21 protein-coding genes and 1 pseudogene are annotated in these 14,159 nt (G+C 46.7%); 21 read left to right on the top strand and 1 reads right to left on the bottom strand.

All coding sequences use genetic code 11. The features are described from left to right. Nucleotides 1-121 precede the first annotated feature (121 nt). The 21 genes and pseudogenes from QGG23_06950 to hisS all read left to right on the top strand — a co-directional run bounded on the left by QGG23_06950 (nt 122) and on the right by hisS (nt 13,002). Nucleotides 122-583 (top strand): 50S ribosomal protein L22, encoded by a 462-nt coding sequence (locus QGG23_06950; protein ID MDP6049161.1) that lies wholly within the window; start codon nt 122-124, stop codon nt 581-583. Continuing rightward, nucleotides 583-1,863 (top strand): 30S ribosomal protein S3, encoded by a 1,281-nt coding sequence (locus tag QGG23_06945; GenBank protein MDP6049160.1) that lies wholly within the window; start codon nt 583-585, stop codon nt 1,861-1,863. Before QGG23_06950 ends, QGG23_06945 begins: the two co-directional genes overlap by 1 nt. An 18-nt stretch (nt 1,864-1,881) precedes the next feature. After that, nucleotides 1,882-2,070: a 50S ribosomal protein L29 gene (gene rpmC / locus QGG23_06940; GenBank protein MDP6049159.1), complete on the top strand. Its 189-nt coding sequence runs from the start codon at nt 1,882-1,884 to the stop codon at nt 2,068-2,070. Continuing rightward, the gene (locus QGG23_06935; GenBank protein ID MDP6049158.1) at nt 2,070-2,354 is read left to right on the top strand and encodes a ribonuclease P protein subunit; all 285 of its coding nucleotides are present in this window, start codon (nt 2,070-2,072) and stop codon (nt 2,352-2,354) included. Before rpmC ends, QGG23_06935 begins: the two co-directional genes overlap by 1 nt. A 4-nt stretch (nt 2,355-2,358) precedes the next feature. Then, a complete protein-coding gene (locus QGG23_06930) occupies nt 2,359-2,664 on the top strand; it encodes a 30S ribosomal protein S17 (GenBank protein ID MDP6049157.1) in 306 nt (101 codons plus the stop codon). A 6-nt stretch (nt 2,665-2,670) separates the two neighbouring features. Then, nucleotides 2,671-3,090: a 50S ribosomal protein L14 gene (locus QGG23_06925; protein MDP6049156.1), complete on the top strand. Its 420-nt coding sequence runs from the start codon at nt 2,671-2,673 to the stop codon at nt 3,088-3,090. After that, nucleotides 3,090-3,476: a 50S ribosomal protein L24 gene (gene rplX / locus QGG23_06920; GenBank protein ID MDP6049155.1), complete on the top strand. Its 387-nt coding sequence runs from the start codon at nt 3,090-3,092 to the stop codon at nt 3,474-3,476. The genes QGG23_06925 and rplX overlap by 1 nt, the downstream gene beginning before the upstream one ends. Nucleotides 3,477-3,479: 3 nt before the next feature. Continuing rightward, a complete protein-coding gene (locus QGG23_06915) occupies nt 3,480-4,211 on the top strand; it encodes a 30S ribosomal protein S4e (GenBank protein ID MDP6049154.1) in 732 nt (243 codons plus the stop codon). Between the two features lie 20 nt (nt 4,212-4,231). Continuing rightward, complete coding sequence (locus QGG23_06910; protein MDP6049153.1) at nt 4,232-5,017, top strand: 50S ribosomal protein L5; 786 nt, start codon at nt 4,232-4,234, stop codon at nt 5,015-5,017. Continuing rightward, nucleotides 5,010-5,165, top strand: coding sequence for a 30S ribosomal protein S14 (locus QGG23_06905; GenBank protein MDP6049152.1), 156 nt, complete (start codon nt 5,010-5,012; stop codon nt 5,163-5,165). The genes QGG23_06910 and QGG23_06905 overlap by 8 nt, the downstream gene beginning before the upstream one ends. Further along, nucleotides 5,162-5,554 carry a 30S ribosomal protein S8 gene (locus QGG23_06900; GenBank protein MDP6049151.1) on the top strand — a complete coding sequence of 131 codons (393 nt, stop codon included), beginning with the start codon at nt 5,162-5,164 and terminating at the stop codon, nt 5,552-5,554. The genes QGG23_06905 and QGG23_06900 overlap by 4 nt, the downstream gene beginning before the upstream one ends. An 8-nt stretch (nt 5,555-5,562) precedes the next feature. After that, a complete protein-coding gene (locus QGG23_06895; protein MDP6049150.1) occupies nt 5,563-6,096 on the top strand; it encodes a 50S ribosomal protein L6 in 534 nt (177 codons plus the stop codon). 5 nt (nt 6,097-6,101) lie between these two features. Beyond that, nucleotides 6,102-6,479: pseudogene (locus QGG23_06890) on the top strand (50S ribosomal protein L32e). Nucleotides 6,480-6,595: 116 nt separating this feature from the next. After that, nucleotides 6,596-7,054: a 50S ribosomal protein L19e gene (locus QGG23_06885; protein ID MDP6049149.1), complete on the top strand. Its 459-nt coding sequence runs from the start codon at nt 6,596-6,598 to the stop codon at nt 7,052-7,054. Continuing rightward, entirely contained in the window at nt 7,047-7,631 is a 585-nt protein-coding gene (locus QGG23_06880; protein ID MDP6049148.1) for a 50S ribosomal protein L18, read from the top strand. The genes QGG23_06885 and QGG23_06880 overlap by 8 nt, the downstream gene beginning before the upstream one ends. After that, nucleotides 7,628-8,275: a 30S ribosomal protein S5 gene (locus QGG23_06875; GenBank protein MDP6049147.1), complete on the top strand. Its 648-nt coding sequence runs from the start codon at nt 7,628-7,630 to the stop codon at nt 8,273-8,275. The genes QGG23_06880 and QGG23_06875 overlap by 4 nt, the downstream gene beginning before the upstream one ends. A gap of 1 nt (nt 8,276) precedes the next feature. After that, entirely contained in the window at nt 8,277-8,750 is a 474-nt protein-coding gene (locus tag QGG23_06870) for a 50S ribosomal protein L30 (protein MDP6049146.1), read from the top strand. A 157-nt stretch (nt 8,751-8,907) separates the two neighbouring features. Then, the gene (locus QGG23_06865; GenBank protein ID MDP6049145.1) at nt 8,908-9,348 is read left to right on the top strand and encodes an uL15 family ribosomal protein; all 441 of its coding nucleotides are present in this window, start codon (nt 8,908-8,910) and stop codon (nt 9,346-9,348) included. After that, nucleotides 9,345-10,760, top strand: coding sequence for a preprotein translocase subunit SecY (gene secY / locus QGG23_06860; protein ID MDP6049144.1), 1,416 nt, complete (start codon nt 9,345-9,347; stop codon nt 10,758-10,760). Before QGG23_06865 ends, secY begins: the two co-directional genes overlap by 4 nt. A 16-nt stretch (nt 10,761-10,776) precedes the next feature. Further along, nucleotides 10,777-11,421: an alanyl-tRNA editing protein gene (locus QGG23_06855; protein MDP6049143.1), complete on the top strand. Its 645-nt coding sequence runs from the start codon at nt 10,777-10,779 to the stop codon at nt 11,419-11,421. Between the two features lie 204 nt (nt 11,422-11,625). Beyond that, nucleotides 11,626-13,002, top strand: coding sequence for a histidine--tRNA ligase (gene hisS / locus QGG23_06850; GenBank protein MDP6049142.1), 1,377 nt, complete (start codon nt 11,626-11,628; stop codon nt 13,000-13,002). 235 nt (nt 13,003-13,237) lie between these two features. Here the strand turns inward: hisS and QGG23_06845 are convergent, their stop codons facing one another. After that, nucleotides 13,238-13,768: a hypothetical protein gene (locus QGG23_06845; GenBank protein ID MDP6049141.1), complete on the bottom strand. Its 531-nt coding sequence runs from the start codon at nt 13,766-13,768 to the stop codon at nt 13,238-13,240. Nucleotides 13,769-14,159 lie beyond the last annotated feature (391 nt).

The raw sequence follows: 14,159 nt of genomic DNA, 5'->3' as shown, positions 1-14,159 counted from the left end.
ATTCAATCTAAATTCTCAATATTTAATACTCTTTCATGATATTGACGCCTTTTCAAGCTTTTAATCCGTTCAAAAAGGTTTTTATAAGAAACCATAGTTTATGGGGGCGTACGGTGCGTATATGCCCTCGTTCAAGTATTCGATTAATGGGCTTGACCCCGATAGGACCGCGATAGCCAGTGGTAGGGACTTAAGAATATCCCCAAAAGCAGCGAGGGAGATTTGTAATTACATTAAGGGGATGAGGCTCGAAAAGGCAAAAGAGATCTTGGAAGGGGTTATAGCAATTAAAACGCCAATTCCTTACAGGAGACATAATAAAAAGGTCGCTCATCGTAAAAGAGCTCAGGGTTTTGATGCGGGGCGTTTCCCCCAAAAAGCTGCGGGGGTTATACTTAAGGTCCTAAACAGCGTTGAGTCAAACGCAGAGTTCAAGGGCTTGTATTCGGAACGTCTTAAGATTATTCACATAGCTTCCAATAGAGCACGCGTTGTACGTAATTTTATACCTAGGGCTTTCGGGAGGTCCTCACCTCACTATAACCACCTGACTCATATAGAGATCGCCGTCGAGGAATTTTAATGTCTTTAGTCAAGAAAATCGTGCAAGATTCCCTCCTAAAAGTTAAGGTGGACGAACTCCTTGCTGAGGAGTACGAACAAGCCGGCTACGGAGGTATCACACTCACCAAGACCCCTCTTGGTACTCAGATCAATCTCTATGCTATGAGGCCGGGGAGAGTTATTGGGAAGAGGGGTACTGCCATAAGGCAGGCATCTGCGCGCTTAGAGAATGAACTACATCTACCTAATCCCCAGATCACTGTGGTGGAAGTAGAGGTCCCAGAACTAGACCCTCGAATCATGGCTGCAAGAATAGCTAACGCCTTGGAGCGAGGCATTCACTATAGGAGAGCCCTCTTTTGGTCTCTGAGGCGTACCATGGAGTCTGGAGCTCTAGGATGCGAGATCCTCCTCAAAGGAAAGCTTAGGAGCGATAGGGGGCGCTACGAAAAGGTTGTTGATGGATATATTCCAAAGGCGGGGGAACCTACTCAAAGATATGTCCGGAGAGCAGTCATTCAAGTCAAACAAAAGAAGGGAACCTTTGGCGTTACGGTTGTAATCGTGCCTCCTGATGCCAAGTTCCCTGATAAGGTGGATCTCTCTGGGCTTCCAGTAATTGAATATCCTGAGGACGAGATTGAACTACCCAAAGGCACAGAGCTTGATGCAGTCGAGGGAGGAGAGGCTTTAGAAGAAGATCTTTCAAAGCAAGGTGAAGGCTTAGGGCCCCTTACAACATTGGAACATACTCAAGATGATGCTGAAAACACTTTAGTGACAAGTGTATCCACAGAAGTTGAGACAACTGAGAGTTCGGAGGCAATAGCCGATATTTCAGCTGAGGTATCAGAGCCTGAAATATTGACCCAATCCATAGATAATAAGTCCGCCCTGAGTCCTGGCGAAATAGTCTCAGATGCATCAAAAGTAACCGAAGAAAAAGAGAAAATTCAAGAGTCCTCTCCCGTCAAAGAATCTCCCACGGTTAAAAAAATTAAACCTCCAGCGGAACCCGACGTCTTAAAGGTTGAGGACTCCGAATTAACCCCGAAGAAAGATCTTGAGACAATTACAATTGATGTCCTAGAGGTGGATACTCTAGAGACGCGCAAGCTAGTAGATTCAACTATAGATATAGAGAGTTCAAAAGAACTTGCTTTAACCATAGAAGAGTGCCCAGCTATAGAAAAGGCTCCTAAAGTTAAAGTAGCTGGTATCCCCGAAAAGCAATTAGCAGCGGATAATATAGAGGCTTCCGAGTCATTAGACAATTCTGAGACAAAAAAGAAGGAATAACACTTGCCTATTCTAAGAATGAGTCAGATACGGGAAATGTCTCGTGAGGATCAAGAGAGACGCCTCGGTGAGTTCAGGACTGAGCTTTCTAAGGTTAATACAACGATCCAATCTGGAGGCTCCCTTGATAACCCTGGCAGGGTCAAGTCCCTTAAGAAGGCCATCGCAAGGGTGCTCACCGTTATGCGGGAGGATGAACTCTCCTAATGAGTCCCATTTCTTCAAGGAACCTATTGAGGCATGAGCTTATTGGTCTTAGGGCCGGAGTTGTCAGGAGTAAAAACTCCACCCATCATGTAATAGACGGACCAATTGTCGACGAGAGCCTTAAGACACTGGTAATCAATCAGAACGGTGAATCTAAAAGAGTCCCAAAGAAGGACGCTACATTCATTCTTAAACTCTCCAGCGGTCCGGTTGAGGTCGAGGGCGCGGTTTTGTACGGTAGGCCTGAGGACAGAATCAAAAAGAAGGTTAAAAGAAGATGGTAAATATATGATGTCATTCAAAGAACCAGAGACCAAGTGCGACGATATTGACTGTCCTTTCCACGGAAACCTCAGCACAAGGGGTCGAATCCTAGAGGGCACAGTCATGAGTGATAAGATGGCAAAATCCGTCATCATTAGCATTGAATATACTAAATATTACCCAAAATACGAAAGGTACGCTAGACTCCACAACCGTATCCCAGCACATAATCCCCCTTGTATTGATGCTAGGCGAGGGGATAAGGTAAAAATCGCCGAGTGCCGTCCCCTCAGTAAAACTAAGACGTTTGTAGTGGTTGAAAAGGAGTAAAATCAAATGTCGAAGAGAATGAAGCGTAGGGTAGGAATGCGGCGACGCATTTCCACCGGTCTCGTAACCGGAAGCATGATCAACTGCGCTGATAACACAGGTGCAAGGAAGCTCAAACTCATCCAAGTGGTTGGCTATAAGGGCGTGAGGAGGAGACTTCCACCTGCAGGTGTAGGTGACCTTATCATTGTGTCCTGTAGGCAGGGAACCCCTGAGATGAGAAGGCAACTTTTCAACGCTGTAGTAATACGACAGAGGAAACCCTACCCAAGGCGTGACGGGTCATGGATCCAGTTCTATGATAACGCTGCAATTATCCTCACGCCAGACGGGGAGATGAGAGGCTCTGATGTCAAAGGACCCGTAGCTAAGGAGGCAGTAGAGCGTTGGCCTAGATTAGGCACTATCTCCAGGATTGTGGTCTAATGAAGAAAGGGATCACTAAGCCCGGAAAAAACCGAAAGATACGGTTCAACGCCCCTCATCACACTAAAAGGAAGTTCTTTTCTGCCCCATTATCGCCGTCCCTGAAAACTAAGCACGGAACCCGGTCAATGCCTATTATCAAGGACGATACAGTTCAGGTCACAAAAGGAGACCAAAGACTTTCTGAGGGAAAAGTCCTTAGGGTGGACTCAAAGCGGGTTAAGATATATATTGGGGGCATTACTCGAACTAGGATGGACGGTTCTATCGTACAAATTCCAATACGTCCAGAGAACGTTATGATTACAACCTTAAATCTCGACGATAGCCGAAGACGCGAGAAGCTAGAACGCCGGGGTTATGAAATGAAGAAAGGAGAGGACTGAAAAATGGGCAAAAAAGGACCTTCAAGGCACATGAAAAGACAGGTATCCCCAAAATTTTGGCCTATACATAGGAAGGCCAATGTCTGGTCGGTTAAACCAAATCCTGGACCCCATCCTTCAAAGCTCTCTACGCCCCTCACCATAGTTCTTAGGGATTTTTTGGGGATCACAAAGACGGCAAAAGAGGCTAGTAGGATCATCAATAACGGCAAGGTCAAAGTCGACGGGAAAATCCGTAAGGACTCGCGATATTCCATTGGTCTCATGGATGTTTTAGAGTTCCCTGAGGCAGATCAGCGATACAGAGTTCTCCCCAAGCATGGGGGGAAGTTTATACTTCACCCTATCTCAAAAGCAGAGACTGGTTATAAACTCTGTAGAATCGTTGGGAAGACTAATGTAAGAGGAGGTAAAACCCAGATCAACCTTCATGATGGCCGAAGCATCCTCGTCCAGGGGCGTAGCTACTCCGTAGGGGATATTGTGAAGCTTGACGTGACGGAGCAGGAGATCATCGATCACATAAGTTTCAAGCCAGGTGTTAGAGTGATTGTCACCGGAGGAAGATCGCAAGGACAGTTTGGTATTCTCCTAGATCTTGGAAAAGAGCCAGGGAAAAAGAGGACAGCTAATATCCGGACCCTTGAGAACAACAATATTAGAACCCTTGCGAGCTATGTTTTTGCAGTGGGCACCGAGACCCCCCTTATTTCTCTACCAGGCGTTGAATTATAATGACTAAGGAACCTTCCAAATTGGATAATCAAGTAGCTTCCGAGGAAACTATTCACAAAATCTCAAAAGTTAGAGTGGATGAGACCTCCCTAAGCGTAGCTCAACCTAAAACTAAGGCTCAAAAAATACCTCCTGAAGAATTTATTGAGAACGACCTCGTAGAGATTGTGAAGCCTGAGTCGAGCAATCCTGAAGAACTGGTTATTAACCGTACCGAGGTTGTGGAGGTTCAATCTATCAAGGAGAAACCCTATAACCTCCCCTCTAAGACCCGGAATTCTAGGGTCAGGTCATCGATGCAGGATCTCATGATTGGGAAGGTCGTGGTCAATATAACCGTAGGAGCATCGGGAGAGCCCCTGGACAGAGCTATGACGATCCTAGAGAGCCTAACAAATCAGAAGCCTGTTTTCAGACGGGCCAAGCAGACAATTCGAGCATGGGGGGTGAGGCGTAATGAACCTATAGCTTGTATGGTGACCTTAAGGCGGGAAAAGGCAGAGGCTTTACTGAAGAAGACATTTCCGGCGGTTGGCAACCTAATCAATCCCCGAAGTTTCGACATGCAAGGTAACTTTGCCTTTGGCATAAGGGAGCATATTGATATTCCCGGTCAGAGGTATAACCCGAATCTGGGTATAGTTGGCATGGATATCATGGCGACCGTGGAGCGGCCTGGCTACAGGGTTTCCCGAAGAAGACGAGCGAAAAGTAGTATAAATCAATCTCATAGAGTCACAAAAGAAGAATCGATCGAGTTTATTAAGCAGAGCTTCGGTGTACAGGTAGGACTCCCAGATGAGTAAAGTCAGAACTAAACGCTACGGCAAGGGTAGTAGGAGCTGCACCCGTTGTGGTACTTTCGACGGCCTCATCAGGAGGTACGGGCTCAACGTTTGTAGACAATGCTTTAGGGAGATTGCTGTTGATCTCGGATTTAAAAAATTTAGGTGAGGTTATTGGATCCACTCGTTAACGCACTTAATACGATGCTTGTTCATGAGGAGAGGCACAAGAAGGAGTGTATCATTACCCCCGCATCAAACCTTGTCGGCAGGGTGCTCCGCATTTTCCAGACAAAGGGCTATGTTGGAGAGATTGAGTTCATTGACGACGGTCGCCAAGGAAAGTTCCGCGTCCAGTTATTCGGAAGGATTAATGATTGCAAGGCGGTAAGGCCCCGGTTCTCCGTCAAGGTAAAGGGTTTGGAAAGGTATGAGAAAAGGTTCCTCCCAAACAGAGACTTGGGAATCCTTATAATTTCTACGCCCAAAGGGATCGTAACCCACCAAGAGGCCAGGGAACAAAATTCAGGTGGAAGGGTTTTAGCCTATATCTTCTAGGTGGTTAAATGACAGTCACCATTGTTGAGAACAGTGTCGATATTCCCGATGGGGTAAAACTTACTTTAAAGGGGAAGAACATAACTGTTGTAGGGGATAAGGGCAAAGTTTCGAGAGACTTTAGCCATACAAAGCTTGATCTGGAGCACTTGGGGGCCTCTCTTAGAGTTTGTGCTATTAACCCCCGAAAAAAGGAATCAGCCCTTGTAAATACAATTACTGCTCACGTACGGAACATGGTAAAGGGTGTCACTAAGGGTTTTACTTATAGGCTAAAGATCGTATTCGTCCACTTTCCCATGAGCGTAAGGATCCAGAATAAGACATTCATCATCCAAAATTTCATCGGAGAACGAAAAGACCGTTATGCAGATATTGCTGGAGATGCAAACGTCACGGTCCAAGGTGAAGACGTTATAGTAACAGGTGTTGATATAGAGGAGGTCTCTCAAACTGCTGCAAATATCCAACAGGCCTGCAAGATCAGAAAGAAGGACCTAAGAAAGTTCCTCGATGGTATCTATGTTTACAGTAAGGAATGATTATAATGAAAGATGGTGAAAAAAGGCGACTGATGCAGGTAAGAAAGAGGATATCTCAAAAGAGGCCTCATTTTCGCCAGTTTGAAGAATGGAGACTAGTTAGGATTAAGGACCATTGGCGTAGGCCTAAGGGTATCGATAACAAGATGCGCCAGAAGAGGAAGGGGTGGCCGAGAACAGTCAATGTAGGGTTCCGATCCCCAAAGGCGGTAAGGTATCTTCACCCCTCTGGAATGGAGGAGGTTGCAGTCTTCAACGTTGGAGACCTAACCATCGTAGACCCCGATAAACAGGTCGCTAGGATCGGAGGATCCGTAGGCCTTAGAAAGAAGCGGCTCATCGTAAAGCGAGCCCTCGAATTAGATATCCGAATCCTTAATCCTGGCAATATCGACTCTAAAGAGGCATCCATATCCGAGGAAATAACTGGAGAGCTCCATAAAGAGGAAGAAAAGACGCCTGAGAATGCATTGGATAATGCTGAGGAAGGTGTGAAAGAATGAATCTTAAAAACCAAAGGAGACTTGCTGCATCCGTTCTCGATGTGGGGAAAAACCGGATCTATTTTGATCCTGAATCCATAGAGGATATTGATACAGCAATCACTCGTAACGAGATAAGGAAACTCATCAATGATGGAGTAATCAAGGCTTTGCCTTTGCGGACCACTAGTCGTGGTAGGGCACGGGTGAATCTGGCCCAGAAGAAAGCCAAGAGGCGCAAGGGTCCAGGATCAAGAAAGGGAGCTAAATTCTCTGTAATCTCCCGCAAGACCCGGTGGATAGGGAAGATTAGGTCTCAAAGGCGTAGGCTTAAGCGTCTCAGGAAACGGAGGACTATCACCGTGAGAACTTATAGAAACCTCTACCGGAAGGCGAAGGGTGGCATTTTTAGGAGTGTAGCAGAGCTGGAGAGGTATATTACTGAGAACGACCTAAGGAGGCGTGCTTTTGGCTAGAGGCCCTAGGTACAGAGTTTCTTATCGAAGGAGACGGGAGGCTAAAACCAACTACAGGGTTAGACGTATCATGGCAGCATCGGGAAGGACCCGATTTGTGGTACGCTCGAGCAACAAATACATTACGATTCAGCTTGTTACTTCGAAGATTGTAGGCGACATAGTTCACACTCAGTCTAACTCTATGGAGCTCGAAAAATACGGATGGATAGGCGGAAAAAAGAATACATCTGCAGCGTATCTTCTTGGACTTTTAGCCGGTAAGAAAGCACTAAGTCTTGGAATAGACACAGCGATTCTTGATCTAGGTCTTATCCGTCCAACAAAGGGTGCAAAGGTCTTCGCGGCGGTGAAGGGAGCACTAGATATAGGCTTAAAGATACCATGCGACAGCGAAATCATCCCGAAACTAGGGAGAATAGAGGGTCAAAATATCTCAAAATACGCAGCCTCATTTGAGGATAAATCCGAGTTTGAAAGAGTGTTTTCAGGATATCTCAAAAGGGGATTGAACCCCCAAGACCTCCCGGGACATTTTAATACAGTAAAGGCTGGCATCATGGAGGCATCAATATGAGCGATAGGAGAAGAAGACCAAGGCCGAACCCTCTGGACAATTGGGTCCCGAAGACTCGTCTAGGTCGCATGGTCTTTGAGGGGCAGATTACATCCCTCTATGAGATATTTGAGGAAGGATACCGAATCAAAGAGGTGGAAATTATAGACGTTCTTGTTCCCGATCTTAAAGATGATGTTGTCGATATTAACCTCGTGCAAAAACAGACTGACGCCGGAGAACGCTCTCGTTTCAGGGCTGTAGTCGCCATCGGGAACGGGGATGGCCTCATAGGCATTGGACTCGGCAAGGCCCCACGGGTCAGGAACGCCATCGAAAAGGGTATCCGGGACGCAAAGTTAAAGCTATATCCAATCAGGAGAGGTTGCGGAAGCTGGGAATGTGACTGCAGAGAGACTCACTCGGTACCTTTTAAGGTCTCAGGGAAGAGTGGAAGCGTCACTATGACTCTGATTCCTGGATCTAAGGGTCTCGGTCTTGTAGCCGGGGATATTGCAAAAAGGGTGCTCATCCTCGCTGGTATAAAGGATTGCTGGTCGAAATCCATTGGCGCCACTCAGACCACTGTCTCATTTTCGTTGGCAACATTTGAGGCCTTAAAAAACACAATGAAACTAATGACCGTTGAGGATTGGGCGGTATAGATTGGAGCGCCAGTGCATACTTGCCATACGCATCCGTGGAGGAGTCAACGCCACGATGAGAGTCGAAGACACCCTAAAGATGCTCAGGCTTGATAGGAACATGGCCTCAACACTCCTCGACGACAGACCCGAGTATAAGGGAATGTTACAACATGCCAAAGACTATGTTACATGGGGAGAGCCCACAGTTGAGACGGTCCGACTCCTTCTTAAAAAAAGGGGAAAGCAGGCTGGAGATTATCCCATCAGCGAGGAAACTCTGAGGGCTTCTGGATACAATAGCCTCGATGCTCTTGCATCGGCTCTCTGCTCGGGGGACGCCGAATTCCATAAGCTAAATGGCATTAAACCATTCTTCAGACTCCATCCCCCCAAGAAAGGCTTCAAGAGGACTGTTAAGCGCCCCTATAGAAGCAGAGGTGAGCTCGGTTATAGAGGAGATGCCATTAACGAACTCGCTAAACGAATGGCTTGACCCAACTGGCGATTCTTTGATTATTTGCTTATCTAGACCCTCGTCAACTACCACTTCTGGTCTGGAGTTTTCAAGACTTTTATTGCATTGGGTGGGTCAAGCTATTAAGGAATGTTTTTATTGAATTCATGTTCCTTTGATACGGGCGGGTGAGAAAATGCCCCATAAACTAAAAAAAAGTAGAAAACAGCGTGGATCCAGATATTGCGGCTGGGGTCAAGTCGGTCAGCACCGAAAAGGTGGTATGCGGGGTGGCAAGGGTAAAGCTGGCGGCAGAAAGCACTTTTGGATTCGGACGGTAAAATACGAGCCTGATCGTTACAAGAATATTGGCTTTAAGCCACCATCTTCTCTAAAGCCTAGAGCTGATACAATCAATATAGGAGAGCTTATGGAAATTGCAGTTAATGTCCACGGCATTGAGGTCATTGCAGCTGGAACTGAAGGCCTTATTCTTGACCTTGATTCCATGGGGATCCAAAAGCTCCTGGGCAAAGGGTGTATCGGTGCCCCATTTCACGTAAAAGTCTCGGAGTGTAGCTTCCGGGCCCAAGAGAAGCTTAAGGCAGCTGGCGGCCAGATCATCGGGGCCGAGTGATACACGTGGGCACCTTCCTCAACCTGTTCAAGCCCATTTCCCATATCATACCGGAGGTAAAGGCGCCTGAAAAAAAGATAGGCTTCAACCAGAGGTTGCTCTGGACCCTCCTTGCCCTTATAGTCTACCTTGTTATGGCCGAAACCCCTCTGTATGGGATCCCTCTTCAACAGGGCCAAGGAGGGCTCCAGTCCATGAGAATTATATTCGCTTCCACCCGTGGGACTCTCCTCGAGCTGGGGATAGGTCCCATCGTCACCGCTGGGCTCATTATTCAGCTCCTTGCTGGCTCAGACATCATAGAATTTGATAACACCAAACCCGATCATAGGGCGTTATTTGCAACTGCAAGCAAGGTGTTCTCATTTCTGATGATCTTCCTCCAGGCAGGGCTCATGATCATGGGGGGTACATACGGCTCGATCGGTTTCTCAAAAGCTCTCCTAGTATTCAGCCAGCTCCTAGCCGCCGGATTGTTTATCATGCTACTAGACGAGCTGATCCAAAAAGGTTGGGGTATTGGAAGCGGGATAAGCCTGTTTATTGTGGCAGGGATCACCAAGACCATCTGGTGGAGTTCTTTCGCTCTCTACACGGTCGGAGACGGCAAACGATATGGCGCGATTCCTGCGTTGCTTGAGACGATTTTCCGGAGGGAACCTGTTTGGAACTGGCTTCATAGGACAGGAAGTTGGCCTGATATGTTAGGCCTGATCACTACAATAGCAGTCTTCGCGTTTGTTGTCTATATTGAGGGAATGAAAATAGAGCTCCCCATCAGTCATTCTATGTATCGGGGCTTTCGGGGGAAGATGCCCATCAAGCTTCTGTACGTCTCAAATATCCCTGTTATTCTAGCCTACGCAGTTTTTGCTAATATCCAACTGCTTGGGCAGCAGATATTCTTCAGATTCAATCAGGACAGTGCAAATGGGGCCCTGAATCTTTTAGGGACATACAACGCGACTACCGGAAGACCCACTGGTGGACTGGCGTATTATGTTTCGTCTCCGGGCGCTTTGGACGCTGTCGTAGGTGACCCCGTTCGGGCTATAATCTACACTTTTATAGTAGTGGGGGTTTGCGTTCTGTTCTCCATAACATGGCTTGAGATAGGAGGCTTGGGGGCGGAGAACATGGCGGATCAGCTCCTCGGGTCAGGAATGCAGATACCCGGGTTTAGAAGAAGCAGAAGACCTTTGGTTAACCTTCTAAACAGGTATATTCCCACCATAACCATCATCAGCGGACTAATAGTGGGAACCCTCGCCGCCCTCTCCGAGTTCTTAGGTGTCTTTGGCTCTGGGATGGGAGCTCTTCTATGCGTGAGCATACTCTACCAGTACTACCAGACCATGGTTCAGGAACAAGTTGAAGATCTATACCCCTTTCTGAGGGGCGCCTTCCGGTGACTCAGGCGGTCGCCATATGAGTGAGACAGTGAAACTGTTCAACGACGACTTTTATCTAACCACCTTTAAGGGAAAGGTAGTGAGTATCGACGGCAATATAGTAGAGCTGAACCAAACAGGCTTCTACCCAGAAGGCGGTGGCCAGATCGGGGACATCGGAGTTCTAGGCGGCATGAGGGTCATCGACACAGGGAAGAAAAATGAGACCATCCATCACATTCTCGAAACTCCACCTGTTTTTAAAGTCGGTGATTATGTTGACTGTGAGATTGATTGGAATCACCGATATCGTATCATGAAGCTCCATTCAGCATCCCATCTAATGGAGTACTTCCTCTGGCAGAGCATAGGAATGATGGACAGGGTTGGCTCCAGGGTTGACGAAAAAAAGGATCGAACTGATTACGTCTATGAGGGCCGCCTACCAGCAGAGGGGCTGGCAAAATCCCAGAAGGATACCAACGCTTTCCTTGCTGAGGGACACGATATAACCATTAGTCCCGACCCCCAGAGTCCAAAGATTCGTATTTGGCAATGCGGTCCGGTGAGGATGCCGTGCGGAGGGACTCATGTAAAGAATACCATGGAAATTGGGGTCATAAAACTGAAGAGAAAGAACCCTGGTAGAGGTGTTGAAAGGGTGGAGACGTTTCTGATATGACGATCTCCCTTTTTTCGATATGGAAAAACCAAATATTAATGTTGTATGGCTTCCTCTACGAATAAAAAAAGCTAGGGATAGTATTCATCGGGGACGAGTGTTTTCATCCTTCACTTAATCAATGAATTTCATGCATTCACCTTTTTTGAATAATTTGACTTGAGGTTTATTCATCCATGATTCAAGTTTTAAATGGGAGGAACATTGATTCAACAAAAGCCCCCTCCTTTAAGGGGCACCAAGAATAGGTGTAAAATAATGTTTCAACCTGCAAGAGGTACGAGAGATTTCCTTCCCCAGGAGATGTGGAAGAGGAACTGGATCCAAGACAACATCAGATCCGTTTTTGAGGCATATGGTTATGGGCCCCTTGGTACCCCAGTCTTCGAGAGCTGGGAGATGCTCAAGATCAAGAGCGGGGAGGATATCCTTAAACAGATTTACTACTTCAAAGACAAATCTGGAAGGGAGCTGGGTCTTAGGTTTGAATGGACTGCCTCCCTTGCTAGGGTTATAGCATCCCACCGAGAGCTCCCTAGGCCCTTCAAACGCTATGCCATAGGCCCCGTTTGGAGGTATGAGCGTCCATCTGAGATGAGCCGAAGAGAGTTCTGGCAAATGGACGTTGATATCGTAGGGGTTGCAGACCCCATTGCGGACACAGAGGTACTCTCAGTGGCGGTCGACTGCCTTAAGAAGATCGGCTTCGAAGGATTCGTGATAAGGCTCAACGACCGTAGGCTATTAGAGTCAATAATCCGCGTATCCGGGCTTCCGACAGATCGATATCCAGAAATCTTCAGAGCAGTGGATAAAAGGAAAAAGATCGGCGATGAGGGAGTCCTCAAGGAACTCGGAAAAATTGGTGCTCCTTTCAATGCATCTGAGCGCCTTCTTGAGTTGACTTCGACGAAGGGAAATCCACAGGAGACTTTGGAGAAGACAAGGGCCCACATCAGTGGTGATGCCTTAGGTCTGATAGCCTGCGACTCCCTGGGTGCAATAGTGGATTACGCTGAGAGCTTTAGTATCGCTCAATATCTTATAATCGACCTTGGACTTGCAAGAGGCCTTGATTACTATACTGGCCCAATTTTTGAAATCTACGCTGAGGGCTTTGAGGGGGCAGGAAGTATCGCTGGAGGGGGGAGATATGATAACCTCGTGGAGACCTTCGGGGGCAAGGCTACTCCTATGACTGGGATTTCCATGGGAATTCACAGACTTCTCTCCCTTCTGGAGAAGATGGAGGTTTTCAAGAGCAAGGAGCTAGGGCCAAAAGTCTATGTAGCCGTAGCTTCCAAGGCAGTCCGATACAAAGCTATCGCTATCGCTCAGGATATCAGAAGAGCAGGAATCCCTACCGAGATGGAGATAATGAACCGGGGGCTAAGAAAGCAGCTCGACAATGCCAATCGGAAGGGATTCAGGAAGGTTGTTGTTGTAGGCGAAAGGGAGCTCAACGAAGGCTGTGTTTCCCTTCGGGATATGGGGACATCTGAGCAGAGGATGGTTAAGATTGAGGATTTGGTTGAGGAGCTCTATTCTCCCCCAACAAAATCCATGTCGAATAAGGTATAGAATATTGGTAATTTTATTACTTACCCTTAATCAATGAGAATTGATCCTTCCATTCTATTTTGTAATAATAATGGAGAGGAGACGGGAGATATCTTCACTGGTCTCTGGTTTGAATCCCACAGAACCCGCTTTTCACTCAACACACCCCGCTTAACTATTTTAGTTTCTTAAAGTGTTTCACGTCGTCAAAATCGCGTGCTAGTATAATTGTAAAAACGACTCTTCAATCTAAATATTAACTACTAAAAGCTTCGGATAAGGTGTAGTAGACGATTTCTCCTCTCCGGTCAACCACGGCAAGGCGAAGGGTCCTATCCGATCTAGTGGCCTCATCTAGCACCTTTCCCAGGCGGTCCACTGGCACCTTCGATCCCTCCCAGATCATGTAGATCTCGTATCTGGGCACCTTTTTTCCATATGATCCTCTCTCGTAGACAAGAAAATCTACCTCTTGGTCCTTACCCCTTTTCACGACGAATCCTCGGGTCCTCAGATCCCGATATACAATGTATCTTGTCCATATGTCCGGATCATCAGTTGAGAAACTATTGAGGAGTTCCCTGAATACCAATCTATATTTAGTCTGTTCTTCTATGATAGAAATTTTCTGGCGCTCCACGAGAAATAGTGCCTCAAAAGGTTGGAGTGAGAGGACCCGACTGTCCATCATCAAGGATCCATATCCTTCCTGATATAGACTATTTGCCTCGTTCCACACTGGGACGACTATCCCTGTAGCCGTATAGACTGCGCTGATAGTGCCCATCAATATAGCTTGTCACCCGAATGGATAAGTTTCTTCTTCTTCAATAAGTACAAAATCCTTTTCTTGAGGGAGCTCCTCACTCCTCATCGGTAGGCGATGATGAATATGCCCCTCTGATTCGTGATGAGGATCTTGAGTAAAGAGCCTGCCATATATCTATCGAACTCACCAACTGATATCCTCTTAAACAATGTTACCTGGTTAACTTTGCTAAGTAGGGTCTGGTTATAGCTGTGGCAATATGCATAGATCTTTTTATCTTCCTAAATGTCTATCGGAAAAACACCAATAGCCGTACCTACTCTATCCATACCAACGTGAACGCTTAGATCATACTAACCTTCACTCCTAACGGTAAGACCTAAAACAGTACAAACAGCCAGCCTTAGGG

This window comes from Candidatus Bathyarchaeota archaeon (assembly GCA_030739585.1).
Lineage (GTDB): Archaea > Thermoproteota > Bathyarchaeia > TCS64 > TCS64.
The sequence above is the reverse complement of the archived record's forward strand: the minus strand, read 5'-3'. Positions and strand labels throughout refer to the sequence as shown.